This window comes from Pseudidiomarina sp. CB1, from assembly GCF_024752025.1.
GTDB lineage: Bacteria > Pseudomonadota > Gammaproteobacteria > Enterobacterales > Alteromonadaceae > Pseudidiomarina.
The window spans coordinates 830810-854498 of sequence record NZ_JANTPU010000001.1; the positions used below are offsets into that span (position 1 = coordinate 830810).

Genomic DNA, 23689 nt, shown 5'->3' on the forward strand with positions numbered 1-23689 from the left:
ATCCAAAAATGTCTAGTGAACGTCTAATGGTTAATAGCAATCAAAGGACCATCAGATGAATTACTTCCTATTACTCTTGGCAAGTTTATTACCCAATGAGCCCACCATCATAGATTTATGTAGCGTGGCTCCTGACGATAATGCGATTGAAGAAATCATGGTTCAACACGCGATACCTCGAATCGATGTCGCTGTTATCAAAGATTTCCAGCTGACAGAAACCGGCAACTGCTTACTTGCGCCAAACGAAAGTAAGCAAAACCTGTTCAATGTAGCGTCATTAGCCAAGCCTGTTTTTGCCGTGCTCGTGCTACGTCTTGTAGACTCGGGACAGTGGCAACTTGACCAACCATTAGACCTAGAGGTTATTGCGCCAGAACTAAGTAAACATCCATGGGCGAACGCTCTCACCACGCGCTCGATTCTTGCACACCGCTCTGGGTTACCGAATTGGCGTTCTGGTGAACATTTAGAGTTTGAGTTCAAGCCCAGTACGCAAATGAGTTATTCCGGTGAAGGTTTCGAGCTATTGCAAAATGCAATTGAAGATAAAACTGGCGAGCCGATTCAAAAGTTGGCCGAGCAGTTGATATTTGCGGAAGCTGATCTTGAACAAATTCATTTCGAACTTGCTTCTAGCCAACAAGAACAGCACGTCGTACCGTGGTACGACAAAGCAGCGAAAGCCTACCCAATGCATCACCATGACAGTGCGAGTGCGGCAGACAACTTATTGGCCAGTATTCGCGACTACGGGAAATTCATTACGTTTGTCATGACGAAAGCTCACCTAAGCGATGCACTTTTCGATGAAATGCTAACCCCACAGGGATCGGTTGATGATGCGTTCCAAATGGGGTTAGGTTGGGAACTCATAAGTTCGCAGCAGAAGTCACTGCGGGTTGTGTTGCATAGCGGCGCCGACAAAGGCACCAATACCATTGCATTGTTTTCCATGGCAACGGGCGAAGGTTTGGTGATCTTCACCAATAGCGATAATGGCAAGCAAGCCTACGCTCCGTTGATTCGTCACTACCTAAGCTTCGCCGATGTTCTTTTCAATACCAACTAACGAGTTTGAAAAATCTCGCTGGCTTTTTGGAACACAACCGATTCCTCGATGGCGGGTCGATCGAGCGGATTGCCCCACCACAAGCCTTCGTTGTTCGCTAAAACAACAACGGTGATGCCGCGCTCAGGGAACTTAATATAGGCAGCGGTAAAACCGATCTCTTCATCCCAACCCGAGTGCCAAATGATCTTTTCGCCATCGATCCATTGGATGTAGCGACCATAGGCGTAGGGAATCTTCTTGCCTTCGGCGGTAGTGTACTCGGTAGTGGTGTGCGCCATAAATTCCGGCGACAAAATTTTGCCTGCGTCCAAGGCGATATCGAAACGGGCGATGTCACCTGCGGTCGAGCTGACGCCCGCGCCACCGGCCATATGTCGTTCCGGGCTCCGACGGTAAACATAGTGGTTGTCTTCAATGCCGTAGCCACGGGAACGGCGGAAAAATACATCCATGCGCTGCTCGTCCCATAAACCTGCCATGGAGTCCTTCATGTCTGCAGGTTCAAAAATTGCGGCGGTAATGGCCTGGGCAAGTTCATTATGGCGACCTTCCGCCATGGAGATAGGATTACCGCGCTTCGCTTCAAGAAAACGCGATAAACGCGAATAGAAAATCGAATTGTAGAAAAACTTACTGTCGACTTGGCCGTTCACTACGTGATTCAAAGCATGTTTGAGTTTAAAGGTTTGGTCGCACTGCAGGTTCTTGCCAAACACGATACCTGAGCCCGCCAACCACGAGCAGTAGTCCTCGAAGCCTGGCGTTGAATTCAAGGTGTCGTCAAAGCTTAACTCACCATTTTCAATCAGTTTAAGAAACGTTGTGCCGACAAAAAATTTACTTACCGACGCGATCCAAAATGGCGTTTCGTTCGTTACCGGCACCTGCCCTTCGAGATGGGAAATGCCGTGCGCTTTCTCGTAAACGACTTCACCGTTTTTCACGACCGCAACTGAAAGTCCAGGAATGTGTTTTTCTTTTTTCAGTTCAAGTAGGAAACTTTCGAACGCTTGCGTCTGTTCTTCAATGCTTTTGGTTACAGGTTCAGAAGCAAATGAAACTGGGCTCAGCAACATGGCCAAGCTCAAAACTGTGGCTTTTAGCATGTGTTTTTCTCTTTTCGTCACTCCATTCGTCCCCCTTAAAGTCGAGGGACGAACGAAAAAAGTTCACTCACCAGCGTGAGTTAATTTTTCCATGAGGTAATTAGTGAGCGTTTCTCCGCGAACTTCAACCTGCTGTTCGCGCACCAGACGAAAGCCAAAATGCTCGAAAAAAGGTCGTGCGGTAATACTGACGTTGGCATAAAAACGCGGATAGTCATGTGCGAGAAGTTTGTTCATGAGGGCGCGGCCAACGCCTTGCCCTTGCGTTGAGGCACTGCAGAAGAAATGGTCGATATACCCATCGGCTTGCACATCCGCAAAGCCGACAATAGTGCCGTCAATTTCGGCAATAAAAGGCTTATTTTGTTGCAAACGCTCGAGCCATGTTTGGCGATCATAGTCATCCGGCGCCCAAGCAGCGATCTGTGCCGCAGTGTAGTCACGCTTATTCACGTGCCGCACGGTCTCGTTGAACAGTTCGCGAAGGGCCTCAGCATCGGTCGTCTGAAAGCGGCGCAATTTCACCTTCATAGCGTCGCTGTTCACTGTTGTGCCAACCACTCTGGTTTCAAAAGACTCAACGTATACCAGCCCTGATATGCACCATCCTTCTTGATAGTGTCACGCGCCAAACCCTCCACTTGAAAGCCAAACACGTCTTGGTAAAACCTAAAGGCACGTTGATTCGACTCGAACACATTCAAATCAATGCGATGAAACTTCAGTTCAGCAAAACCAAGCTTTAATAGCTCAGCAAACATAGCGCGGCCATGCCCCGTTGAGCGAGCTTTCGGATCGACCATGGCGACGCCGATGTGGCCAAAATCATTCTGCCGATCAATACGGGTAAAATGCACCATACCAACGGCTTTACCGTCAGCACAGTACTTAAAACACAAGCGCACGTCAGGGTTGCCCGCACTCTCCACAAAAAATGCCTCGAACACCTCACGCTTTAATGGATAACTAAAAGCATTTCCACAAACTTTAAAGTGATCTTCCGGGTCCGCAAGCCAGCCCGCGACCAATTCGAAGTCATCTTTCTGCAATGGAACTAACAATGCACTCTCCTACTTTCTATCGTGATTGCAATCGCGCCGCACGCGCCCTAAGCTGAAGCAATGTAACCAGAACAAGGTGTTTGAGCAAGATGAAAACAATCGGTGTAATCGGCGGAATGAGCTGGGAGTCTACGCAAACCTACTATCGCTTGCTCAATGAACAGGTGCGCGAACGCTTAGGTGGCTTGCACTCGGCAAAGGCCATTCTCAACAGCGTTGATTTTGCTGAAATCGAGCCGTTGCAGCATCAAGGCGATTGGCAAGGTACTGCAGATATACTGGTGAAAGCCGCTCAATCACTCGAAGCCGCCGGCGCTGACTTTTTCCTAATTGGCACCAACACCATGCACAAAGTCGCGCCAGAAGTTCAAAGCGCCGTAAAAATCCCTTTGTTGCACATTGTCGACGCCACAGCAGAAGCACTAAAAGCAGATGGCATCACTACCGTTGGTTTACTCGGTACAAAATTCACTATGGAGCAAGCTTTCTACCGTGAACGCCTAGAGGGCCAAGGCCTCAAAGTTCTCATACCCAACGAAACTCAACGTAACGCGGTCCACGAAGTGATCTTTAAAGAGTTGTGTTTAGGGGTCACCAAGCCAGCATCAAAGCAAGCGTACCTCGACATCATCAACGATTTGTACCAACAAGGCGCACAAGCGGTCATTCTCGGCTGCACCGAAATCGGCATGCTCATCAAACCCACCGACACAAAAGTCCCCCTCTACGACACCACGGAGCTACACGCCAACGCTGCCGTCACCTACGCCCTCAAATAAAAAAGGCCGCCCAACTCGGCGGCCCTTCATTTTGTTGTCGCTTTTACGAAAGACGAATAACGAACAACGAATAACGCTTTTCGCTCTTACAGCTTACCTGCGTTTTTAGAAAGGTAGTCAGCTACGCCTTTAGGGTCAGCTTTCATACCTTCGTCACCTTCTTTCCAACCAGCTGGGCATACATCGCCGTGCTTCTGGTGGAAGTTCAACGCGTCAACCAAACGAATCATTTCGTCGATGTTACGGCCTAATGGTAGGTCGTTGACGATTTGGTGACGTACAACACCGTCTTCGTCGATCAAGAATGACGCACGGAAAGCTACGCCAGCTTCTGGATGCTCAACGTCGTAAGACTTACAGATAGTGTGCTTCACATCAGCAACCAGCGGGTATTTAACTTCACCGATACCGCCGTCTGCTTCCGCAGTGTTACGCCATGCGTTGTGCGTGAATTGTGAATCGATAGAAACACCGATAACTTCTACGCCACGCTTTTTGAACTCTTCCAAACGGTGATCAAATGCGATCAATTCAGATGGGCACACGAAAGTGAAATCAAGTGGATAGAAGAAAACAACCGCTTTCTTACCTTTGATTTGCTCGTGCAAGTTGAAATCTTCAACAATTTCACCAGTTCCCAAAACTGCTGCTGCAGTGAAATTAGGAGCTTTACGGCCTACTAATACACCCATGTTAACTCTCCATTTTTGTTGCTTTAACTAAAAGAATCTAACTCAAAACTATTCATCTTCAGAAGGTGCAGGATGACGCTCTGCAACTTCGTTAATCAGTTCTTGCAGTTCGCCTTTCTGGAACATTTCCAGAATGATATCACAACCACCAATAAGCTCACCCTCTACCCACAATTGTGGGAAAGTTGGCCAGTCAGCGTAGTTTGGCAGTTCTGCACGAATGTCCGGATTCTGTAGAATGTCGACGTAGGCAAAGGCCTGACCACAGCTCATCAAAGCCTGCGAAGCTTGTGATGAAAAACCACAGCTTGGTAATTTAGGTGAGCCTTTCATGTACAACAGAATCGGGTTTTCAGCGATCTGCTGCTTAATTTTCTCTACAGTTTCCATGCTTTCATCCTCACTTCAATAGGCATTCTCGGCAATGCGAGTTATGAATTTCAAGACAGCAAGTTTAACATAGCCAGCAACGCAAATGCAGTACATCACGCCGCCAATCGGCTGGTGTAATGACAATTAAATAATTGCCTACTACCCTTGAAATAATCTTTTCTGCCTCAATCTGAGTATATTGAGTCTGCAAGATTCGTTTTCAATGGTAAAATGAAAACGAATTCAACAAATTCACAAGAACAACGAATGGAGAGTCTAGACATGGCATTCGAACTACCAGCATTACCCTACGAAAAAAATGCATTAGAACCGCACATTTCTGCAGAGACGCTTGAGTACCATTACGGCAAGCACCACAACGCTTACGTTACCAAGCTTAACGATGCTGTGAAAGGCACCGACATGGAAAGCAAGTCGCTGGAAGACATCATTAAGTCGTCTTCAGGTGGCGTATTCAACAACGCTGCGCAAGTTTGGAACCACACGTTCTACTGGCACTGCTTAAGCCCAAATGGCGGCGGCGAGCCAACTGGTGCGCTGGCTGACGCAATCAACGCGGCGTTCGGTTCATTCGACAAATTCAAAGAAGAGTTCAACGCACAAGCAGCCGGTAACTTCGGCTCAGGTTGGACGTGGTTGGTGAAAAAAGCTGACGGTTCAGTTGCCATCGTGAACACCAGCAACGCTGAAACTCCGCTTACGGACGAGTCAGTAACGCCAATCATGACGGTAGATGTCTGGGAACACGCTTACTACATCGACTACCGCAATGCACGTCCAAATTACTTGAACGCATTCTGGAACTTGGTGAACTGGGATTTTGTAGCGAAAAACTTCGCTTAATTCCAATACCCTAGAATTAAAAAAGCCTCGCTTCTGCGAGGCTTTTTTTGTATTGTTCAGGCTTTAAGCTTTATTCAATAAGGTTCGCTGGAATATCACCGCGCATACTGTGCCAAATACGGCCCGAAGCATAACCATAGTCACGCACGAGCATCGCCGCTTCATCACGCTTTTCTTCGGTCGCAACAGCTTTCAAATCGGCGTAATACTTACGCGCCAGCTTACGTGCTTCAGGATTTGAGAAATAGAAGTTACCAATCCGCGAGTACAAGCCCTTAAAGCCATTGAGCACCAGCACGTAAATTGGGTTGCCCGATGCCATGGCGAGATCGTGGTTAAGTTGGTAATCATATTCGGCAAAAGCGTCCGCGGTATCTTCTAAACCTTCAGCCTGTTCGAGTAACTCCGCCACACAGTCAGGTGCGTTACGTACTGCTCCACGAATATAAATTGCACTGATATTGGTGCGCGCTGATAACAGTTGATCTACCAACTGCGGCATACCGTCTTCATCAAGGCGTGCAAGGGTTTCCAGAATATTAAGACCAGACGTTTCCCAAAAGTTATTTACGCGCGTTGGCTTGCCATGCTGGATGGTCAGCCACCCGTCGCGTGCCAAACGTTGCAAGACTTCTCGCAAGGTCGTTCGGGTAACGCCGATAAGCTCTGATAATTCACGTTCAGCGGGCAAAATCGTGCCGGGAGCGAAATGCCCATTCCAGATCGATTTGACGATATACTCTTCTGCGAACCCCGCGGGGCTCTGTGCCTTGATGATCATTAACTCGCCTATTTGCTTGATAATAGCGCCTGATTTTATCAGGCTTTCCAATGGTCGGACAAGTTTTGTCGCACTAGGTTTACAGAAATCTATCGACTTCTGTGTGCAGCTTAGCTATTTTGACGCAACCTATTGTTTAACGCATAAAATACAAACGAGATAAACCATGCGCTTTCTAGCAAAACTTCCTGAACAACGCATCGCTTGGGCGTTGCTTGCCGCTACCGCTTTTGGCCTCTTTGGTACTGCGCTCTACATGCAGTATGGCATGGGTCTTGAGCCATGTGTGAAATGTATTTACCAACGCTTCGCAATTCTTATGATTGGCGTTGCGGCGTTATTACCACTGATTGCGCCAAAGCTAGGGCTGGTGCGCTTGGTAGGCTTTGCCGGTTGGTTAACCGCAGCAATATGGGGCTTTTTGATTGCCAACGAACATGTAATGACACAACAGTCGGCAAATGCCTTTTTCGCGGTCTGTGATACCTTCCCTAACTTCCCTAAGTGGTTCGCTCTGCATCGCTGGTTCCCAGAAGTCTTCAGCGCCACCGGTTTGTGTGGCGACATTAATTGGCAGTTTGCTGGCTTGAGTATGCCTGAGTGGATGCGAATTATTTTTGCTAGCTATGCTGGCGTCGGTATCGTGGTTCTATTCAGCCGCTTACTGAAATTACGCTCTATTTAATCGCGGTCGTTTAACGGCCAAGTAACGATACGCAACTCGAGGTCCTCATGGACCTCGTCTTCGTTTTGCACACACTGTGCTGCGCTAATACCGGCCGCAACCATCGCCAGCTGTGAGCCATCGTTCAACAACGGGTGCCAACTTGCTAAGCCACGCCCCTCGGCCAAGCGTCGATAAGCGCACGACGGCGGCATATAACTGAGGTCATGCACATTTTCCGGAGTGATCACCACACAATCAGGCACATGCTTAGTGCGCTCGGCATAGTTACTACAGCGTGCAGTTTCGGTATCGAGTAAGACACAGCTAACATCGGTGTAGTGCACGGTTTCGGCGGCATCATCGGCATCAATCAGCTTGTGTAAGCAGCATTTGCCACAACCATCACAGAGTGACTCCCACTCATCGTGGCTCATTTCCTCAAAACTTTTTCGCTCCCAAAACGGTGCTTTAGTCATTGGCAATGACCTGTCCTGACCAGCGCAAGGATTGCTCCCCCAGTTGCCAACTTAACGCGAGCTCGTCATCTGGCTGCAAGGGTCCCACCCCTGCCGGGGTGCCAGTGAGCACCACATCGCCAGTTTCAAGTGTGAATACATGACTTATATGCGCGACTAATTCGGCAATCGGCATTAGCATTTGCTGCGCATCACCTTGTTGCTGCACAACACCATTTCGGGTCAGCACAAAACTGCTTTCCTGCACGTGTTTGAGGTTCACACCGGCGTTGGTTAACTCAATCCAAGGCGCCACTACGCAAGCGCCGTCGAAGGCTTTGGCGCGTTCCCAGGGATGCCCCTGCTGTTTGAGTTTATCCTGCACATCGCGCAGGGTTAAATCGAGCGCTAAGGTTGTTGCGTCAATCGCAGCACTCGCCTCTGCAACACTCACCCGATGCAGTGGCTTGGCAATGCGCACGGCTATCTCAAGTTCATGGTGACAGGCACCTTGTTGTGTTGGGATCCGCACCGTCGGGAGCTCCGCCCAACTGCTCGGTGGCTTGATAAATAATAACGGTTCGCTAGGGATAGGGTTATTCAGTTCTGCTGCGTGAGCCGCATAGTTGCGGCCCACACAGACGATTTTCGAGGGACGTGATGCCATAAAAGGCAAGATTAACGCGGAAAACGGATACGGTCAGATAAATAGCCGACCGCAGCGACAAAATAATGTGACCGATTCCAACGCATCAAGGCATCATAATTTGCGTAAGCGAGGTACACACGGCCTTCTTTGTCGTCAGGAATAACTACCGCAGCTTCAATGTCCGCTCGCGTTGGCAAATCAGTACCATCTAGTTTACGCACGCCTAGCGCTTGCCACTCGGCGAGCGTTTTTTTGTTCTTAAGTTCTGCCATCGACACATCAAAATCTTCCGGCAATTGCACCTGACGGCCCCAAGTGACGTCATCGCGCCAGCCCGCATTCTTCAGGTAATTCGCCGCCGAGGCAAAAACATCACCCATCGAATTCCAAATGTCTTTACGTCCGTCGCCGTCGTAATCAACGGCATACGCCATGAAAGAGCTTGGCATAAACTGGGTTTGGCCCATCGCACCGGCCCATGAACCTTGCATCTGTTCAACATCGATATGGCCTTCTTCGATAATGGTCAAAGCTTGCCATAATTGGTTTTTGAAAAACTCTTCGCGACGGCCTTCATAAGCCATCGTGGTTAACGCCGACACAACGTCGAAACCACCAGTGTAACCACCGAAGTTTGTCTCGATCCCCCACAGTGCAACGATAAAGCGCGGCTGAACACCATATTTGGCTCCCACTTCTTCAAGTAGCTCTTTGTGTTCATTGTATTTTTCTACCGCTTGTTCAGCCTTCCACTCCGGTACTGCGCGCGGTAAATAGGTGTCGAGCGTAAGCTTAAACTCGGGCTGATTTTTATCTGCACTTACTGAACGCTCGTAGAATTTTGCATTCGCAAAAGCTTTCTCGAGCGTTGCTTCGCTATAGCCCTTTTCAATCGCTTCGGCTTTGATCTTTTGTACGTAGTCAGCAAAACCGGCTTCATCGGCCGCCAAGACAGCTTTAGGCGCGACCACAAAGGCCGTAACGAGGACCACTAAACTGATGAGCTTCTTCATTTTGCCAACTCCTTTTTTAGTAAATTTTCTGGCGGGGGTGGAATCTGTAGGTAAAAGCCTGGATCATCGAGGTGTTGCTTCAGCTCGTCAACGCTCAGTCGGGCAAGCTTACGATCAGCTTTAAGCGCAATCGTCATCACATGTTGTGGCTCGCCAAAACTTTTTGCCAGCGTGTCGGGCAACAACGAAAAATCGGCCGGATGAGCCAAATACAAATAGGTGTCCGCACGTTTCGGACTGCGATAGACGGCACACAACATGTGTTAATCGCTCTCTTTAATCAGGGCTTCAATTGATGCTCTAAGCTTAGCTCCACGCCAGCTTGCAAACAAGTCAGGTAGCGGTAATTCGTGTTGTGCATGCGATGGAATATGTACACACCAATGCAGCACATCATTGATCTGCCGACGTGAGGCGACGAGTGCTGCTGGAATATCAAGCTCTTGCGCGACATCTTGCGCCAGCGCTTTGATTTTGTTGAACAGCACTTTGTAACCACGAATGTCGTTGATGCGCTGCAGTTTGAGTTGTAACGGGCCATTTTCTTGGCCTTGGCGAATGGCTTCTAGCATTTGCTCGCCGGCATAACGTACCGTCACTGACGACAACTCTTTAATGCTATGCAACTGCCCTTTACTGCTTGGCATGCGCCGCGCAATGTCTAATAAAACATGATCTTTGGCGATAAAACCCAACGGTAAATCAGCACTGCGAGCACGTTGAATGCGCCAGGCCACAAGTTCACGTAAGACACTCAGTTGGTCAGGGCTGCACTGCCAGGCATTACCAAAATACAAAAACAGCCAAGTGTCAGGGATCTGTTGCGCGCGTTTCTCGGCCTGCCAAGCACTTTCTTGCAGAATCAGTTCAAGTTTTTGTTGCTGCTCAGCTTGCGCCAATAATTGCGGATAAACCTCTGACAAATACAATACATCGGCTGCCGCGTAGTCGAGTTGCTCTTGCGCCAACGGTCGTTGCATCCAATCCGTACGTGATTGCGATTTATCCAGCTCGACACCCAAGCGTTGTTCAATCATTGCGGCATAGCCAAGTGCATCGCCCTCGCCGAGCATTGCTGAAGCAATTTGCGTGTCAAAAATGGCGTTGGGTAAGCACCCCATGTGCAAATTGAGGATCTCGTAATCTTCGCCACCGGCGTGAATAACAAGGGTTTTCTGCGGGTCTGCGAAGAGTTGCCACAACGGCGCTAAACCGTCTTCACTGCTATCAGCATGCAAGGCTACAGGGTCGATCAGCGCGATGTACCGGTCCGCTTGCACCTGCACGAGACCAAGCTTGGCATAATAGGTGCGGGTGCGCACAAATTCCGTATCAACAGCAAGGAAGTCAGCCCGCTGCGCTTGCTGACAAAAGGTCAGCAAGTCATCAGGCTTCGTAATTAACTGGTACGACTGACTCACGCGTCTTTGCTCGCTCCAGCTTTGGCTTCTTCTTCGTCACGTAGCTCACGACGCAAGATTTTACCAACATTCGTTTTCGGTAGTTCGTCACGGAATTCGACAAACTTAGGGACTTTGTAACCGGTCATATTTTCGCGCGCAAAATCAATCAACTCACGCTCAGTCAACGAATCATCTTTGCGTACAATGAAAACTTTCACGGCTTCACCAGACGAGTCATGAGGCACGCCCACTGCAGCTGCTTCCAGCACTTTCGGGTGATCCACCATGACGTCTTCAATTTCATTCGGGTACACGTTAAAGCCAGAAACCAAAATCATGTCTTTCTTACGATCGACGATTTTGAAAAAGCCATTTTCGTCCATTTTGCCGATATCGCCAGTCATAAACCAGCCGTCTTTCATGACTTTATCGGTTTCATCAGGGCGATTTAAATAGCCCACCATCACTTGTGGACCTTTAACCTGTAGCTCACCGACTTCACCTTGCGCTACTTCTTCACCGGTGTCGGCATCGACCACACGCACTAATGTAGACGGTAACGGCACGCCAATGGTGCCATTATAATGCTCGATATCCGTTGGGTTCACGGTAACCACCGGCGAGCACTCGGTTAATCCGTAACCTTCCAACAAGCGCGATTTGGTCACACGTTCCCAATGTTCTGCAACCGAACGTTGCACCGCCATACCACCACCAAGTGCGATCTTAAGGTGCGAAAAATCAAGATCTTTAAAACCAGGGGTGTTCAATAAACCATTAAACAATGTATTCACGCCGGAAATCATTGAAAACGGGTGTTTACCAAGTTCTTTTACGAAGCCAGTCATATCGCGCGGGTTGGTAATCAGAATGTTCTTACCACCGTGCTTCATAAAGGTGAGACAGTTCGCCGTTAAGGCAAAGATGTGATACAGCGGCAACGCAGTGATGATGGTTTCTTCACCGTCATTCACCAAAGGCGCAACAACTGCTGAAACCTGTTCAAGGTTAGCCACCATATTACGATGAGAAAGCATAGCGCCTTTCGCCAAACCCGTGGTACCACCGGTGTATTGCAAGAACGCTAAGTCGTCGCCAGACATGGTCGGGCGTTCATACTTTGCTTTGCTGCCTTTACTCAGCGCGTCGTTAAACTGCACGGTGCCGCTTAATGAGTAACTCGGCACCATACGCTTGACATACTTCACCACGAAATTGACCAACCAGCGCTTCGGTGCTGGAAGTAAATCGCCAATGCTGGTGAGAATAATATGTTTCAGATCGCTCAAGTCACCGACCACTTTCTCAAGTGTATGAGCAAAGTTATCTAAGATAACGATACCTTTCACCTTGGCATCGCTGAGCTGGTGTTTCAGCTCACGGGGGGTGTACAGAGGGTTAACATTCACCACCACCATACCAGCGCGTAAAATGCCAAATAATGCCACTGGGTACTGCAATAAATTCGGCATCATCACAGCAACGGCGTCGCCTTTTTGCAAACCTTTCGCCTGTAGGTACGCAGCAAATCTTTTCGACTGTTCATCCAACTCGTGAAAGGACATTTCATGATCCATGTTCACGTAAGCAGTACGATCACCATAGGCGTTGACACTTTGCTCGAAAATGTCGACCAACGAATTAAAATGATTCGGGTCAATCTCTTCAGGGACCCCTGCCGGATAGCGTTTTAACCAAATTTTTTCCACGCGCTTGTGCTCCTGACTCATTCTATTTTTTGCCAATCATCGCATATCCGACCAGTTTAGACTAGCCGTTTTGGCCTGCCAATAACGTAGTAAAACAGCGCCACACCGCTTTCGGCTGCTCCATGTGTACATGATGCCCGCCTGGAACTTCAATCACATTGAGTTGCGGTACCGCTTGACGCCACTCAGCCAAAGCGATGTGTAAACGGTCCTTATGGCCATGCTCACCCAGTATCAAACTAAACGGGCAGCTTATATCACTCAGTATCGTACGAATTTGCAAAGGCGTCAGGCGCATCACCGATTTGGTTCGCAACTGCCCATCAGCCCGAAATCGTAAGTCGTCGGCGGCAAGTTGTTCGATACCACGCTCGACTAACACCTCGGCAAGCTCCAAAGAAAAGTCGCCCGCCTGCGCTCGCGCCGCTACAGCCGAAGCCATGTCAGGGTAATGCGGGCGGCGTTTACCTTGCTGCTTTAGGCGACTGCGAAAACCCTGCCGAATATCATCAAGAATTGCGCTTTCTGGACTGCTTAGCAGACCGAAGGCTTCGATGCTGACTAAATGTGTAATGCGCTCTGGCTCTATCCCAGCCCATAAGTTACCAACAAAAGCGCCCATCGAATGAGCTAGCACCGCGACCTGATGCCACTGCTGCTGCTCACAAATTTGGACAGCATCAAAGACATAATCGAGAAAAGGATAATAATTACCTGCGGGCCGATGATCCGAATGACCGTGGCCAGGCCAATCCAATGCCACCAGTTGGTAATCACTGACGAACTCGCTCGCAAGAAACGTTTCAGCGATGGGCAAAAAGCTATGGGCATTATCAAGCCAACCGTGCAAAGCTAGAATAACTTTACCATCGCTGGCACCCCATCGCAGGCCTTTAACCTGCCCCCAGCCCAGCTGAAATGAAACAGGCTCGGCAGAGTGCCGAGCCTGTGAAAAAAGTGCTGTCATCCTTAATTACTTCCGTCGTTATCCGATTTCTGCTGCGAGCGCACTGGTACTGGGTAGTACACACGGTACGGCGGAGAGTACCAATAATGCCGATACCAAAGCGAGCTATAGTCAACTTCAGCGGTATTCTTATCAATCTCTTTCCACAAATACTTGCCACTCACATTAAGCGTAGGAAACAAGTAAGGATATTCATCAATCTTATCTTCAACTGGTGCGCCGATGGTGCCCGTAAAGGTTACACTGCGGCCTTTTTCATACACCATAGGGTCAATAAAACCGTCAATAAACGCTCGAAATCGTCCATCACTGCTATCCTCGGCAATCGGACGCCCGTAGGAATTAAGCGCATAATTAACAACTTCGATAATCGTGCCTTGGTTGTTGTTGCGAACTTCGGCAATGACTCCACCCCAACGCGCTGTTTGACCTTGCGTTGCTTCAGGGTTTTCCAAGGCTGTACTGTACTTCACCAAATTGGTATTTTCAGCGACCGCTAACTCATCGGGCACTGCCGAACATGCACTCAGGGTTAACGCTGTAAGTGCTGCCAGCCAATACTTCAACATTGTTCGTACTCCTTTTAGCTACGCCCCGGTAGCTTTTGCCAAGTAACTTCGTTACGCACATACAAAGGCTCGAGTTGCTCTGCTGATACTGCGTGAGTTTGCTCCGCCAACGTCAACATGTCTTCGGCTAAGGGCAACGTCACATCATCGAATACGTGAATTTCATTCGTCGGATTCAACGCATCGCGATAAGCTTGCCAGCCGGTACCCGCTCCTACAACTTGGATACTTTGCTGTGCGCTAAGTTCACTGCCAGCCACCGTTGTCCACCAAGCTTGTTCAGTCACCGAGCTTAACGCAGCCATCTGCGGTGGCACGAGTTCCTGCACTAAGCTAGCTGCTACTGAGTAGGCTGCCAAGTAGACTTCATTCATTCGCGCATCAATCGCACAAAGCACTCGTTCAGCATTATACGTGCGTACTGCTTGCTGTGCTAAAGCTGCTAATGTAGAGACGGGATAGACAGGTAAAGTGTGACTGAAAGCTAAGCCTTGGCATATCGCAACACCAATGCGAACCCCAGTAAAACTACCTGGCCCATAGCCACACACAATACCGTCAACTTCGGCGAAGGTAATGCCAGCTTCTGCCATGACTTCTTCAACGAAACCGAGCACACGTTGCGAGTGCTCGCGGGGGGTAATCGCAGCACGTTGATAAACCTGATCATCTACTTTTAAAGCCACCGAACATTGTTCAGTTGCCGTATCAATGGCCAGCAAGACAGCACTCATGCAGAAGTTTCTCCGTTAATTTCTTTCAAAAAATCCAATGCTTGCGCTAAGTCACGGGTTCGACGCAACGGTGGTAAACTCGCCACAAACAGTTGTCCATAGGGTTTCGTCACTAACCGTTGGTCACAAACGATCAGCACTCCTCGATCACCGCTGTCACGAATAAGACGCCCTGCGCCTTGTTTTAACGCAATCACCGCGGGCGGTAATTGTACCTGAGTAAAAGGCTCTGCTCCACGCATGCGGCAATCTTCGATACGAGCTTGCAACAAGGGATCATCAGGCGCGCCAAACGGCAATTTATCGATGATCACACAGGTAAGAGCTGAGCCACGTACATCAACCCCTTCCCAAAAGGATGAGGTGCCCAGCAGTACACCATTGCCCGCCGTAATGAAGTCCGCCAGCAATTCTCGTTTATTGGTCGTGCCCTGTACAAACAGCGGTCGCTCGGTCAGACTCTCAAGTTGTCGTGCGACCAACTGCAACATGCGATGGCTGGTAAACAACACAAAGGTACCACCGCGCGGGTTAGCATCGAGTACCTGTGTCGTGATGTGCACTAATGTATCCAGCATTTCACGCTGCTGCGGCTGGGGTAAAAAGCGCGGTACGCACAAAATACCTTGTTCGCTAAATGCGAACGGACTCGGTAAACATAAAGTGTCGGCGCTTTCTAATCCCAATAAACGGGTAAAATGGCCGAAATCATCGCCAATCGCTAACGTCGCCGACGTAAAAATCCACGCAGCTTCGGACTCGCGCACGTAGCTACCAAACTTATCAGCAACTTGCAGTGGCGTTTGATGCAAAACCACATGTCTAGGCGTTGTTTCAAACCAAAAGCTATAACCAGTACGCTGGGTGTTCTGCAACAACTGCCAAATATGTATGAACTGCACACAACGCTCATACAGTGTATCGAGATCCTGGCTGCGACCTAACGCGCCTTTGACCACCTCGCGAAAGAATTCAAGATTCTCAGTGAGTTGCGCTGCCGCGGCTTGGATTTTTTCATCTTGAGATTGTTGCCGCCAGTTGCCACGCTGCGGATCGATTGGGAATGCCAAACGCCAATCACGTAAACTCCCCAGCAGCTTGTCCGCTGCTTTATCTAACTGCCGTAAATCCTTTAGTTCGGTCAGATAGATGGTCTTCGCATCTTGCGCCATTTCACTTAATTGACGACTGCCGAGAGCTTCACCGAAGTACTGGCTCGCGATATCTGGAAGTTGATGTGCTTCATCAAATACCAGTGCGTCAGCATGAGGAATGAGTTCACCGAAGCCGACATCTTTAAGTGCCATGTCGGCAAAAAATAAGTGGTGATTCACCACCACAATATCAGCTTCGAGAGCACGCTTACGCGCTTTCACAAGATAGCAGTCATCGTAGTTAGGACAATCTCGTCCTAAACAATTATCAACGGTACTCGTAACCTGCGGCAATACTTCGGCGTCTTCGGGCAAACTACTCAAGCCACCGATATCGCCATCTTCAGTGCGTAACGCCCAGCGCTTAACTTCGATCACCTGTTTTTGCACTGCCAACGATAAGTCATTGCCCTGTGCTTGGGCCTGCTCAAGACGATGAATACAAAGGTAGTTGCTACGCCCTTTCAATAGACTAACTTGTTTGTCCGGCGCGATAGCATCACGTAACGCTGGCAAATCGCGGTGGAACAACTGCTCTTGTAAAGCTTTGGTGCCGGTCGAGATCATCGCGCGGCCCGAACTCTTTAAAATCGGCACTAAATAAGCGTACGTTTTACCGGTACCGGTTTCTGCTTCGACCACCAACTGCCCTTTCTTTCGCAACGTCGCGGCGATCGCTGCCGCCATCTCAGTCTGCGCAGGGCGCGGCGCAAAACCAGGTAAGGCTTTCGCCAAGGCGCTATCGGGCTGAAAATAGGAGGTTACTTGCTGGGTCATGAAGGTGTGTCTACGGCACTGGTGAACTTTAGCCGCTAGGTTAGCGTAATCATGTCAAAATGGCTATGCAGCGATGGCTAAAAATGATGGTAGCAAAGTTATACAACTTGCCATACAAGAAATCACAAAAACCAGCAAAACCAATGTTGAAAGGCTTTTTATAAATCTATACAATCCTTATCAACATTGAGTCATGTAGACGAAGTAGGAACATTTTATGCGTTATACAACTTGGCACCACCATCATTTCGGACATTTGAGTTAGCCTCGTTGTATACGCGGAAGGCTAACACGTTGGTGGTTGCCTTCATCACATTGAAACCCCGAAAGGCAACCTTTCGGGGTTTTTTTATAGGAGATTTATTCATGGTTGTAGATACCAACTCAAAACGCTTAACTATTGCGATTCAAAAGTCAGGCCGACTGAGCAAAGAGTCGATTAAGTTACTCGAAGCCTGTGGCGTAAAATTCACACTACACGAGTCGCGTTTGCTTGCGCACAGCAACAACCAACCCATTGATTTGCTCCGTGTGCGCGATGATGACATTCCGGGCTTGGTCATGGATGGCGTGGTTGACTTGGGTCTGGTTGGCGAAAATGTTTTGGAGGAAGTTCGCCTTGAGCGCGTTGCTACCGAGCTGCCGGCCAAAGTTACCCGCTTGCGCTCCCTCGAGTTTGGCCAGTGCCGCCTATCACTAGCGGTGCCCAAAGAAGACGCCTACCAAGGTGTGCAAGATCTAGCGGGCAAACGTATCGCCACAACGTACCCCTACCTGCTGCAAGACTATCTGAAAAAGCAAGGCGTCAATGCCTCCACCGCTATACTTACGGGTAGCGTAGAAGTCGCGCCGCGTGTGGGGCTTGCCGACGCCATTTGCGATCTCGTTTCAACCGGAGCGACCCTTGAAGCCAACGGCTTAGTCGAAAAAGATGTCATCTTTACCAGTCAAGCACAGTTGATTCAACGACCGGAGCCTTTGAACGCCGACAAGCAAGCCATGGTGGATCAGTTGTTGCCGCGCTTAGACGGTGTACAAAAAGCTCGCGAGAGCAAGTACATAATGCTACACGCGCCGCGCAAAGCGCTTGAGCAAGTCTCGGCATTATTACCCGGTGCTGAAGACCCAACGATTTTGCCACTGAGCCATACCGATGAGCTGGTGGCCGTACACGTGGTCAGTACTGAAACGCTGTTCTGGGAAACCATGGAAGAACTGAAAGCGATTGGGTGTAGCTCAATCCTTGTGTTGCCAATCGAAAAAATGATGGGGTAATGAGCATGTCTGCCACCGAGCTTTGTTTAACTCAACGGTGCTTCAATTGGGCCGCGCTGGACGCGAATGCACGCGAAGCCTTGTTGCAGCGCCCTACGCAGCGCGTTTCGAGCGAGCTGAAGGCCACCGTCGATGCCATCATTGCGGCAGTGCGCAGTGAAGGAGACGCGGCTGTCGTGCGTTACACCCAACAATTTGATTGTGCCGACGTGACCACATTGCGTTATCCAAGTGAACGCATTGCTGCCCAAGTTGCCAAGCTCGATGCGCGGACTAAAGCGGCTATCGACACCGCCTACGGCACCATCCGCAAATTTCACGCTGCCCAGCAGCCGCAAAACATTCGTTTAGAGACGGCTCCAGGTATCGAGTGTGAATTGCGTTACACGCCGATGAACGCTGTTGGTTTGTACATCCCAGGCGGCACAGCGGTGTTGCCTTCGACCGCGCTAATGCTTGGCGTTCCTGCGCAGCTGGCAGGTTGCCCGCGCGTGGTTTTAGTAAGTCCGCCAAACCAACAAGGCGAGCTAGCCCCAGCCCTGCTCTATGCTGCGCAAAAGTGTGGTATTACCGAGATTTACCGCTGTGGTGGCGCGCAAGCGATCGCTGCACTGGCTTACGGTACTGAAAGTATCGCTAAGGTGAACAAGATCTTTGGTCCGGGCAATAGCTTTGTCACGGCAGCCAAGCAAGCTGTGTCGCAAGATCCTGCCGGTGCCGCCATTGATATGCCTGCAGGACCATCAGAATTGATGGTGATTGCGGACAGCGGGGCGAACCCGGCTTACGTTGCTGCTGATTTACTGTCACAAGCTGAGCACGGTGCCGATTCTCAAGTACTGCTGCTGACCGATTCAGACACCCAGTTAGCCGCTGTGCAGCAACAATTGGAACAGCAACTTGCACAGCTTTCACGCGCTTCAACTGCGGCGCAAGCGCTTGCCAACAGCGCGCTGATCCAGGTGCGCGACCTTGCTGAAGCAGTCAGTATTAGTCAAAGCTACGCGCCTGAACACTTGTCAGTGCAAACGGAGAATGCCGAGCAGCTTGCCGAGCAGCTTACCAACGTCGGCTCATTGTTTATTGGCGCCTTTACCCCTGAGTCAGGCGGCGACTACGCCACAGGTACCAATCACGTGTTACCCACGTACGGTTTTGCTGACACCGTCAGCAGTCTCGGCTTACTCGACTTCTACCGCCGCTACACTAGTCAGAAAGCCACGCGTGAGGGCCTAGCAGGCCTTGCGGATGCAATTGTTGCGCTAGCTGAGGCCGAGGGCTTAGATGCTCACGCCCGCGCGGTCACCGTGCGTTTGCAGGAGTCGAACTCATGAGCAACACGAGCTTTATTACCCAATTACAGCGTCCACACTTAGCCGAGATCACGCCTTATCAATCGGCGAGGCGCAGCATGAGCGGTGGTTCAGTATGGTTGAACGCGAACGAAGCACCACAGACGCCGGCCTTTGCGGAGCAACAAAGCTGGAATCGTTATCCGAGCTTTCAAAGTACAGCATTGAATCAGGCCTATGCCGATTATGCGGGGGTCGCTGTAGAGCACGTCTTAAGCTGCCGTGGTAGTGACGAGGCGATTGAGCTACTGATTCGCAGTTTCTGCGAACCCCGTGAAGATGCGGTGATGATGACGACGCCTACGTATGGCATGTATGCCATTAGTGCGGCAACGCACGGTGCTGATGTGGTCGACTGCCCGTTGCAAAAAGCTGATGACGGCAGTCTACAGCTCGATGTCGAGACCATGGTCGCTCGCGTGCGAGACACCAGCGCCAGCCGAGTGAAGCTCATTTTTGTCTGCAGTCCATCAAATCCGCTTGGCAATGAGGTTGACGCTGCACGTATTGAGCAGCTACTGCAACACGTCGGTGAAGACGCTCTAGTGGTGCTCGACCAAGCCTATATTGAGTTTGTTGCCGAAGACTCTGCGCAACGCCAAGTTGCCGACTTGCTTGCCAAGTACCCGCAACTGGTCGTTTTGCGTACCCTGTCCAAAGCTTTCGGGTTGGCGGCGCTGCGTTGTGGTTTTGCACTTGCACAACCGGAACTTATCGACATTTTGCGTAAAGTCATTGCGCCCTACCCGCTACCTGAACCCACGATTGCGGGCGCAACCACAGCCTTGAGCGCTCCTGCAATCGCGCAAATGAACGCTCAGTTGGAGCAAACCCTTGCGCAACGAGAACGACTGCTCGCTGAATTGCAAAAGCGCAGCTGGGCCAACTCCATTTGGCCGAGTGTGACGAACTTCGTCTTGGTGAATGTGCCCGATGCTGCAGCTTTGGTTTCACAGTGTCAGCAAGCTGGCGTGTTGATCCGTAATCAATCGAGCCAACGTGGCCTTGGCCAATGTATTCGTATTAGTATCGGTAACGCTGCCGAAATGGACCGCTTATTGGAGGTACTCCCCGCATGAGTGCACAACGTATTTTATTTATCGACCGTGATGGCACCCTTGTCGAAGAGCCACCGGTAGACAAACAGCTCGACAGTGTTAGTAAGCTCGTGTTTGAGCCGCAAGTCATCCCTGCGCTGTTAGCGTTGCAAAGCGCAGGCTATCGCTTGGTGATGGTGTCGAACCAAGATGGCTTGGGCACCGACAGTTTTCCGCAGGCCGACTTTGACGCCCCGCATGAACTCATGATGGCGGTTTTTAGCTCACAAGGCATTCAATTCGACGATGTGCTGATTTGCCCGCACTTTCCAGAAGACAACTGCAGTTGCCGCAAGCCTCATTTAGGCCTCGTCAAAGACTACCTGCAGCAAGGCAAAATCGACTTCACCGATTCTTACGTCATTGGCGATCGTGACACCGATAGTCAACTGGCCGAAAATATGGGCATACGTGGCTTACGCTACGATCGAGAGCAGTTGAACTGGCAAGCGATTCAACACCAATTGCTCGATCAACCACGTACTGCTAGCGTCAACCGTACCACCAAAGAGACGGCGATTCAGATCGACGTCGATCTTGATGCCCAAGGCCCCATCGCAATCAGTACAGGCGTTGGCTTCTTTGATCACATGCTGGAGCAAATCGCAACGCACGCGGGCATCGCCATGCAAATTCAAGTGCAAGGTGACTTGCACATCGACGAACACCACACGGTAGAAGACACCGCCCTCGCCCTCGGCCAAGCTTTGCGCCAAGCCTTAGGCGACAAGCGCGGTATCGGCCGCTTTGGCTTTGCGCTGCCGATGGACGAGTGTCGTGCGGAATGTTTGATTGACCTGTCAGGGCGTCCTTACTTGCAATTTTCGGCGGATTTCAGCCGCCCACAAGTGGGAGAGCTTTCTACCGAAATGGTCGAACACTTTTTCCGCTCGATTGCCGATGCCATGGCGGTGTCGCTCCACGTCAGTACCACTGAGGGGAATAGCCATCACCAAGTTGAAAGCTTGTTTAAGGTGTTTGGCCGGGCCTTACGTCAGGCCGTCGCCCGCACAGGGGATGGAGCCCTACCATCGAGCAAGGGGATGCTGGCATGAGTCTGGTGATTGTCGATACCTCGTGCGCCAACCTGTCATCCGTTAAGTTTGCCTTTGAGCGCTTGGGGGTGAAACCGCTTATTAGTGCTGACCCAGAGCGCATTCGCAGCGCTGAGCGTGTCGTTTTACCCGGCGTTGGTACCGCCAAAGCGGCGATGCGCAATTTGCAGGCATTAGATTTGGTCAACACGTTGCGTGAATTAGAACAACCGGTTCTTGGTATATGTTTAGGTATGCAACTAATGACGCAATGGTCTGCCGAAGGTAATGTTGATTGTTTAGGCTTAATCCCAGCACGTACGGTGGCCCTTGAAAACAGCGGACAACCTCTGCCGCACATGGGCTGGAATACCGTCAGTGAAGTCGGTACAAACCCTTTGTTAAAAGACCTCTCGGCACCTGCCTACTGCTACTTCGTGCATAGCTACGCGGTAGCGATTGATGAGAACACTATTGCGAGTACGGATTACGGCCAACAATTCGCTTCGATGATTCGGGCCGGCAACTATTTTGGTGCGCAATTCCACCCTGAACGCTCAGGTGCAGTAGGTGCGCAAATTTTGAAAAATTTTATGGAGTTAAGTGATGCTGATACCCGCACTTGATCTCATCAAAGGCGAAGTTGTGCGTTTGCAGCAAGGCGACTTTGCCCGCCAAACGACCTTTGCTAGCGATCCTTTGCCCATCGCCCAAGACTACGCCAAGGCCGGCGCTGAATGGTTGCACGTAGTGGACTTGGACGGCGCTCGTGATCCAGCGCAACGCCAAGTAACCACCTTACAGCGTCTGGCGACCGAACTGCCGATGAAGCTACAAGTTGGTGGCGGTATTCGTCAGCGCGAAGATCTTGAGCAACTGTTTGCCTGTGGCATTCAACGCGTGGTCATCGGCTCGTTAGCAGTAAAACAATCGGAATTAGTTGCCGCATGGCTCGAAGAGTTCGGAAGTGATGCCATCGTGTTGTCACTTGATGTCAGTATTGCTGAAGATGGTAACGCATACGTAGCCACTCACGGTTGGCAAGAAACCTCAGATCTCACGTTAGAACAAGCCATCGAACGCTTTTTACCCTACGGATTGCGTCACGTTTTGTGCACTGACATCGCCAAAGACGGCATGCTAGGTGGTTACAACCTCGGTCTCTATCAAGGTCTAAAAACGCGCTACCCGCAACTCGTCATACAAGCCTCAGGCGGCGCCGCAGAACTCGAAGACTTACGGCAATTGCGCGCCTTCGGCTGCGACAGCGCCATTTTAGGTAAGGCATTGCTGACCGGAAAGTTCACCCTACAGGAGGCCTTCGCATGCTGGCCAAACGCATAATCCCATGCCTTGATGTTCGTGATGGGCAAGTCGTCAAAGGCGTGCAATTTCGTAACCATGAGATTATCGGCGACATTGAACCGCTCGCCGAGCGGTACACCCAAGCGGGAGCCGATGAGTTGGTCTTCTACGATATTACGGCCTCGTCGGATGCCCGTGTGGTGGATAAGTCATGGGTCGAGCGTATTGCCCGGCGCATTGATATTCCCTTCACCGTTGCCGGTGGCATCAGTTCGATTGACCAAGCCCGCGAATTGTTAGCGATGGGTGCCGATAAAATATCGGTAAACTCGCCGGCACTCCGTGATCCAGAGCTGATCAATCGCCTTGTTGACGAGTTTGGTCAACAGTGTATTGTCATCGGTATCGATAGCTTTTTCGACGCTGAAAGCGGCCGTTATTTGGTCTATCAATTCACCGGCGACGAGAGCAAAAGTCAGCGAACCCGCTGGCAAACAGCTGAATGGCTTAAAGAGGTTGTCGCTCGCGGCGCCGGCGAAATTGTCCTGAATTGTATGAACCAAGATGGTGTTCGCAAAGGCTATGACATTGCCCAATTGCAAACCATGCGAGCGATCTGCCCAGTCCCTCTGATTGCTTCAGGTGGTGCCGGTAACGCTGATCACTTTCAGCACGTTTTTGAACAAGCGAACGTTGATGGCGCCTTGGCAGCATCAGTGTTCCACAAAAACACGGTGGTCATTGCCGATTTGAAGCAGCAATTGCAAGCGGACGGCATTCCGATGCGGTACTAACGAGG

27 protein-coding genes are annotated in these 23689 nt (G+C 50.3%); 11 read left to right on the plus strand and 16 right to left on the minus strand.

Annotated features, from left to right (window positions below; translation table 11 throughout):
• The first annotated feature begins 55 nt into the window (after positions 1 to 55).
• Positions 56 to 1072 carry a serine hydrolase gene (locus tag NV375_RS04040; RefSeq protein WP_258807066.1) on the plus strand — a complete coding sequence of 339 codons (1017 nt, stop codon included), beginning with the start codon at positions 56 to 58 and terminating at the stop codon, positions 1070 to 1072.
• On the opposite strand, the gene NV375_RS04045 is transcribed toward NV375_RS04040, so the two are convergent.
• The 3 genes from NV375_RS04045 to NV375_RS04055 form a co-directional block, all read right to left on the minus strand.
• Positions 1069 to 2181: a serine hydrolase gene (locus NV375_RS04045; protein WP_258807067.1), complete on the minus strand. Its 1113-nt coding sequence runs from the start codon at positions 2179 to 2181 to the stop codon at positions 1069 to 1071. The genes NV375_RS04040 and NV375_RS04045 overlap by 4 nt on opposite strands.
• Before the next feature lie 63 nt (positions 2182 to 2244).
• Positions 2245 to 2712 carry a GNAT family N-acetyltransferase gene (locus NV375_RS04050; protein WP_258807068.1) on the minus strand — a complete coding sequence of 156 codons (468 nt, stop codon included), beginning with the start codon at positions 2710 to 2712 and terminating at the stop codon, positions 2245 to 2247.
• 11 nt (positions 2713 to 2723) lie between these two features.
• The gene (locus NV375_RS04055) at positions 2724 to 3242 is read right to left on the minus strand and encodes a GNAT family N-acetyltransferase (protein WP_258807069.1); all 519 of its coding nucleotides are present in this window, start codon (positions 3240 to 3242) and stop codon (positions 2724 to 2726) included.
• 89 nt (positions 3243 to 3331) lie between these two features.
• Here NV375_RS04055 and NV375_RS04060 point away from each other — a divergent pair, with 89 nt between their 5' ends.
• Complete coding sequence (locus tag NV375_RS04060) at positions 3332 to 4021, plus strand: aspartate/glutamate racemase family protein (RefSeq protein ID WP_258807070.1); 690 nt, start codon at positions 3332 to 3334, stop codon at positions 4019 to 4021.
• 86 nt (positions 4022 to 4107) lie between these two features.
• On the opposite strand, the gene NV375_RS04065 is transcribed toward NV375_RS04060, so the two are convergent.
• Both NV375_RS04065 and NV375_RS04070 read right to left on the minus strand, forming a co-directional pair.
• Entirely contained in the window at positions 4108 to 4713 is a 606-nt protein-coding gene (locus NV375_RS04065) for a peroxiredoxin (protein WP_258807071.1), read from the minus strand.
• A gap of 48 nt (positions 4714 to 4761) precedes the next feature.
• The gene (locus NV375_RS04070) at positions 4762 to 5103 is read right to left on the minus strand and encodes a Grx4 family monothiol glutaredoxin (RefSeq protein ID WP_258807072.1); all 342 of its coding nucleotides are present in this window, start codon (positions 5101 to 5103) and stop codon (positions 4762 to 4764) included.
• Positions 5104 to 5367: 264 nt separating this feature from the next.
• Here NV375_RS04070 and sodB point away from each other — a divergent pair, with 264 nt between their 5' ends.
• A complete protein-coding gene (gene sodB / locus NV375_RS04075; RefSeq protein ID WP_258807073.1) occupies positions 5368 to 5949 on the plus strand; it encodes a superoxide dismutase [Fe] in 582 nt (193 codons plus the stop codon).
• Between the two features lie 70 nt (positions 5950 to 6019).
• Here sodB and fadR read toward each other — a convergent pair whose 3' ends face one another.
• Positions 6020 to 6730: a fatty acid metabolism transcriptional regulator FadR gene (fadR, locus tag NV375_RS04080; RefSeq protein WP_258807074.1), complete on the minus strand. Its 711-nt coding sequence runs from the start codon at positions 6728 to 6730 to the stop codon at positions 6020 to 6022.
• Positions 6731 to 6896: 166 nt separating this feature from the next.
• On the opposite strand from fadR, the gene dsbB reads away from it, so the two are divergent.
• Positions 6897 to 7415 (plus strand): disulfide bond formation protein DsbB, encoded by a 519-nt coding sequence (dsbB, locus tag NV375_RS04085; protein ID WP_258807075.1) that lies wholly within the window; start codon positions 6897 to 6899, stop codon positions 7413 to 7415.
• Here dsbB and NV375_RS04090 read toward each other — a convergent pair.
• The 10 genes from NV375_RS04090 to NV375_RS04135 form a co-directional block, all read right to left on the minus strand.
• Entirely contained in the window at positions 7412 to 7873 is a 462-nt protein-coding gene (locus NV375_RS04090; protein ID WP_258807076.1) for a YcgN family cysteine cluster protein, read from the minus strand. The genes dsbB and NV375_RS04090 overlap by 4 nt on opposite strands.
• Positions 7866 to 8519, minus strand: coding sequence for a fumarylacetoacetate hydrolase family protein (locus NV375_RS04095; RefSeq protein WP_258807077.1), 654 nt, complete (start codon positions 8517 to 8519; stop codon positions 7866 to 7868). The genes NV375_RS04090 and NV375_RS04095 overlap by 8 nt, the downstream gene beginning before the upstream one ends.
• 11 nt (positions 8520 to 8530) lie before the next feature.
• Positions 8531 to 9514 carry a lytic transglycosylase domain-containing protein gene (locus NV375_RS04100; RefSeq protein WP_258807078.1) on the minus strand — a complete coding sequence of 328 codons (984 nt, stop codon included), beginning with the start codon at positions 9512 to 9514 and terminating at the stop codon, positions 8531 to 8533.
• Complete coding sequence (locus NV375_RS04105; RefSeq protein WP_126770787.1) at positions 9511 to 9774, minus strand: YcgL domain-containing protein; 264 nt, start codon at positions 9772 to 9774, stop codon at positions 9511 to 9513. Before NV375_RS04105 ends, NV375_RS04100 begins: the two co-directional genes overlap by 4 nt.
• Positions 9775 to 9777: 3 nt before the next feature.
• A complete protein-coding gene (gene rnd / locus NV375_RS04110) occupies positions 9778 to 10935 on the minus strand; it encodes a ribonuclease D (RefSeq protein ID WP_258807079.1) in 1158 nt (385 codons plus the stop codon).
• Positions 10932 to 12626, minus strand: a complete 1695-nt coding sequence (gene fadD, locus NV375_RS04115; protein ID WP_258807080.1) for a long-chain-fatty-acid--CoA ligase FadD — start codon at positions 12624 to 12626, stop codon at positions 10932 to 10934. Before fadD ends, rnd begins: the two co-directional genes overlap by 4 nt.
• A gap of 61 nt (positions 12627 to 12687) precedes the next feature.
• Positions 12688 to 13593: an alpha/beta fold hydrolase gene (locus tag NV375_RS04120; RefSeq protein ID WP_258807081.1), complete on the minus strand. Its 906-nt coding sequence runs from the start codon at positions 13591 to 13593 to the stop codon at positions 12688 to 12690.
• A gap of 2 nt (positions 13594 to 13595) precedes the next feature.
• Positions 13596 to 14162, minus strand: coding sequence for a Slp family lipoprotein (locus NV375_RS04125; RefSeq protein WP_258807082.1), 567 nt, complete (start codon positions 14160 to 14162; stop codon positions 13596 to 13598).
• Between the two features lie 14 nt (positions 14163 to 14176).
• Positions 14177 to 14896 (minus strand): tRNA (adenosine(37)-N6)-threonylcarbamoyltransferase complex dimerization subunit type 1 TsaB, encoded by a 720-nt coding sequence (gene tsaB / locus NV375_RS04130; protein ID WP_258807083.1) that lies wholly within the window; start codon positions 14894 to 14896, stop codon positions 14177 to 14179.
• On the minus strand, positions 14893 to 16827 hold the full coding sequence (locus NV375_RS04135; RefSeq protein ID WP_258807084.1) for an ATP-dependent DNA helicase: 1935 nt from the start codon (positions 16825 to 16827) through the stop codon (positions 14893 to 14895). The genes tsaB and NV375_RS04135 overlap by 4 nt, the downstream gene beginning before the upstream one ends.
• A 366-nt stretch (positions 16828 to 17193) precedes the next feature.
• Between NV375_RS04135 and hisG the strand changes: the two genes are divergently transcribed.
• The 7 genes from hisG to hisF are packed head-to-tail and all read left to right on the plus strand — an operon-like array spanning position 17194 to position 23684.
• Positions 17194 to 18102, plus strand: a complete 909-nt coding sequence (hisG, locus tag NV375_RS04140; protein ID WP_258807085.1) for an ATP phosphoribosyltransferase — start codon at positions 17194 to 17196, stop codon at positions 18100 to 18102.
• A gap of 5 nt (positions 18103 to 18107) precedes the next feature.
• Positions 18108 to 19436, plus strand: a complete 1329-nt coding sequence (gene hisD / locus NV375_RS04145) for a histidinol dehydrogenase (protein WP_258807945.1) — start codon at positions 18108 to 18110, stop codon at positions 19434 to 19436.
• Positions 19433 to 20533 carry a histidinol-phosphate transaminase gene (gene hisC / locus NV375_RS04150; RefSeq protein ID WP_258807086.1) on the plus strand — a complete coding sequence of 367 codons (1101 nt, stop codon included), beginning with the start codon at positions 19433 to 19435 and terminating at the stop codon, positions 20531 to 20533. The genes hisD and hisC overlap by 4 nt, the downstream gene beginning before the upstream one ends.
• Complete coding sequence (gene hisB, locus NV375_RS04155) at positions 20530 to 21606, plus strand: bifunctional histidinol-phosphatase/imidazoleglycerol-phosphate dehydratase HisB (protein WP_258807087.1); 1077 nt, start codon at positions 20530 to 20532, stop codon at positions 21604 to 21606. Before hisC ends, hisB begins: the two co-directional genes overlap by 4 nt.
• Positions 21603 to 22211, plus strand: coding sequence for an imidazole glycerol phosphate synthase subunit HisH (gene hisH, locus NV375_RS04160; protein WP_258807088.1), 609 nt, complete (start codon positions 21603 to 21605; stop codon positions 22209 to 22211). Before hisB ends, hisH begins: the two co-directional genes overlap by 4 nt.
• On the plus strand, positions 22192 to 22929 hold the full coding sequence (hisA, locus tag NV375_RS04165; protein WP_258807089.1) for a 1-(5-phosphoribosyl)-5-[(5-phosphoribosylamino)methylideneamino]imidazole-4-carboxamide isomerase: 738 nt from the start codon (positions 22192 to 22194) through the stop codon (positions 22927 to 22929). Before hisH ends, hisA begins: the two co-directional genes overlap by 20 nt.
• Entirely contained in the window at positions 22911 to 23684 is a 774-nt protein-coding gene (hisF, locus tag NV375_RS04170; RefSeq protein ID WP_258807090.1) for an imidazole glycerol phosphate synthase subunit HisF, read from the plus strand. The genes hisA and hisF overlap by 19 nt, the downstream gene beginning before the upstream one ends.
• Positions 23685 to 23689: the final 5 nt, after the last annotated feature.

Coding starts and splice junctions, on each gene's coding strand:
- hisA (WP_258807089.1), top strand. CDS start 22,192: ATGCTGATACCCGCACTTGATCTCATCAAAGGCGAAGTTGTGCGTTTG.
- hisB (WP_258807087.1), top strand. CDS start 20,530: ATGAGTGCACAACGTATTTTATTTATCGACCGTGATGGCACCCTTGTC.
- NV375_RS04105 (WP_126770787.1), bottom strand. CDS start 9,774: ATGTTGTGTGCCGTCTATCGCAGTCCGAAACGTGCGGACACCTATTTG.
- NV375_RS04090 (WP_258807076.1), bottom strand. CDS start 7,873: ATGACTAAAGCACCGTTTTGGGAGCGAAAAAGTTTTGAGGAAATGAGC.
- NV375_RS04045 (WP_258807067.1), bottom strand. CDS start 2,181: ATGCTAAAAGCCACAGTTTTGAGCTTGGCCATGTTGCTGAGCCCAGTT.
- NV375_RS04135 (WP_258807084.1), bottom strand. CDS start 16,827: ATGACCCAGCAAGTAACCTCCTATTTTCAGCCCGATAGCGCCTTGGCG.
- NV375_RS04100 (WP_258807078.1), bottom strand. CDS start 9,514: ATGAAGAAGCTCATCAGTTTAGTGGTCCTCGTTACGGCCTTTGTGGTC.
- fadR (WP_258807074.1), bottom strand. CDS start 6,730: ATGATCATCAAGGCACAGAGCCCCGCGGGGTTCGCAGAAGAGTATATC.
- dsbB (WP_258807075.1), top strand. CDS start 6,897: ATGCGCTTTCTAGCAAAACTTCCTGAACAACGCATCGCTTGGGCGTTG.
- NV375_RS04065 (WP_258807071.1), bottom strand. CDS start 4,713: ATGGGTGTATTAGTAGGCCGTAAAGCTCCTAATTTCACTGCAGCAGCA.
- NV375_RS04040 (WP_258807066.1), top strand. CDS start 56: ATGAATTACTTCCTATTACTCTTGGCAAGTTTATTACCCAATGAGCCC.
- tsaB (WP_258807083.1), bottom strand. CDS start 14,896: ATGAGTGCTGTCTTGCTGGCCATTGATACGGCAACTGAACAATGTTCG.
- hisH (WP_258807088.1), top strand. CDS start 21,603: ATGAGTCTGGTGATTGTCGATACCTCGTGCGCCAACCTGTCATCCGTT.
- hisD (WP_258807945.1), top strand. CDS start 18,108: ATGTCTGCCACCGAGCTTTGTTTAACTCAACGGTGCTTCAATTGGGCC.
- NV375_RS04050 (WP_258807068.1), bottom strand. CDS start 2,712: ATGAAGGTGAAATTGCGCCGCTTTCAGACGACCGATGCTGAGGCCCTT.
- hisC (WP_258807086.1), top strand. CDS start 19,433: ATGAGCAACACGAGCTTTATTACCCAATTACAGCGTCCACACTTAGCC.
- NV375_RS04095 (WP_258807077.1), bottom strand. CDS start 8,519: ATGGCATCACGTCCCTCGAAAATCGTCTGTGTGGGCCGCAACTATGCG.
- NV375_RS04060 (WP_258807070.1), top strand. CDS start 3,332: ATGAAAACAATCGGTGTAATCGGCGGAATGAGCTGGGAGTCTACGCAA.
- sodB (WP_258807073.1), top strand. CDS start 5,368: ATGGCATTCGAACTACCAGCATTACCCTACGAAAAAAATGCATTAGAA.
- NV375_RS04070 (WP_258807072.1), bottom strand. CDS start 5,103: ATGGAAACTGTAGAGAAAATTAAGCAGCAGATCGCTGAAAACCCGATT.
- NV375_RS04125 (WP_258807082.1), bottom strand. CDS start 14,162: ATGTTGAAGTATTGGCTGGCAGCACTTACAGCGTTAACCCTGAGTGCA.
- hisG (WP_258807085.1), top strand. CDS start 17,194: ATGGTTGTAGATACCAACTCAAAACGCTTAACTATTGCGATTCAAAAG.
- NV375_RS04120 (WP_258807081.1), bottom strand. CDS start 13,593: ATGACAGCACTTTTTTCACAGGCTCGGCACTCTGCCGAGCCTGTTTCA.
- hisF (WP_258807090.1), top strand. CDS start 22,911: ATGCTGGCCAAACGCATAATCCCATGCCTTGATGTTCGTGATGGGCAA.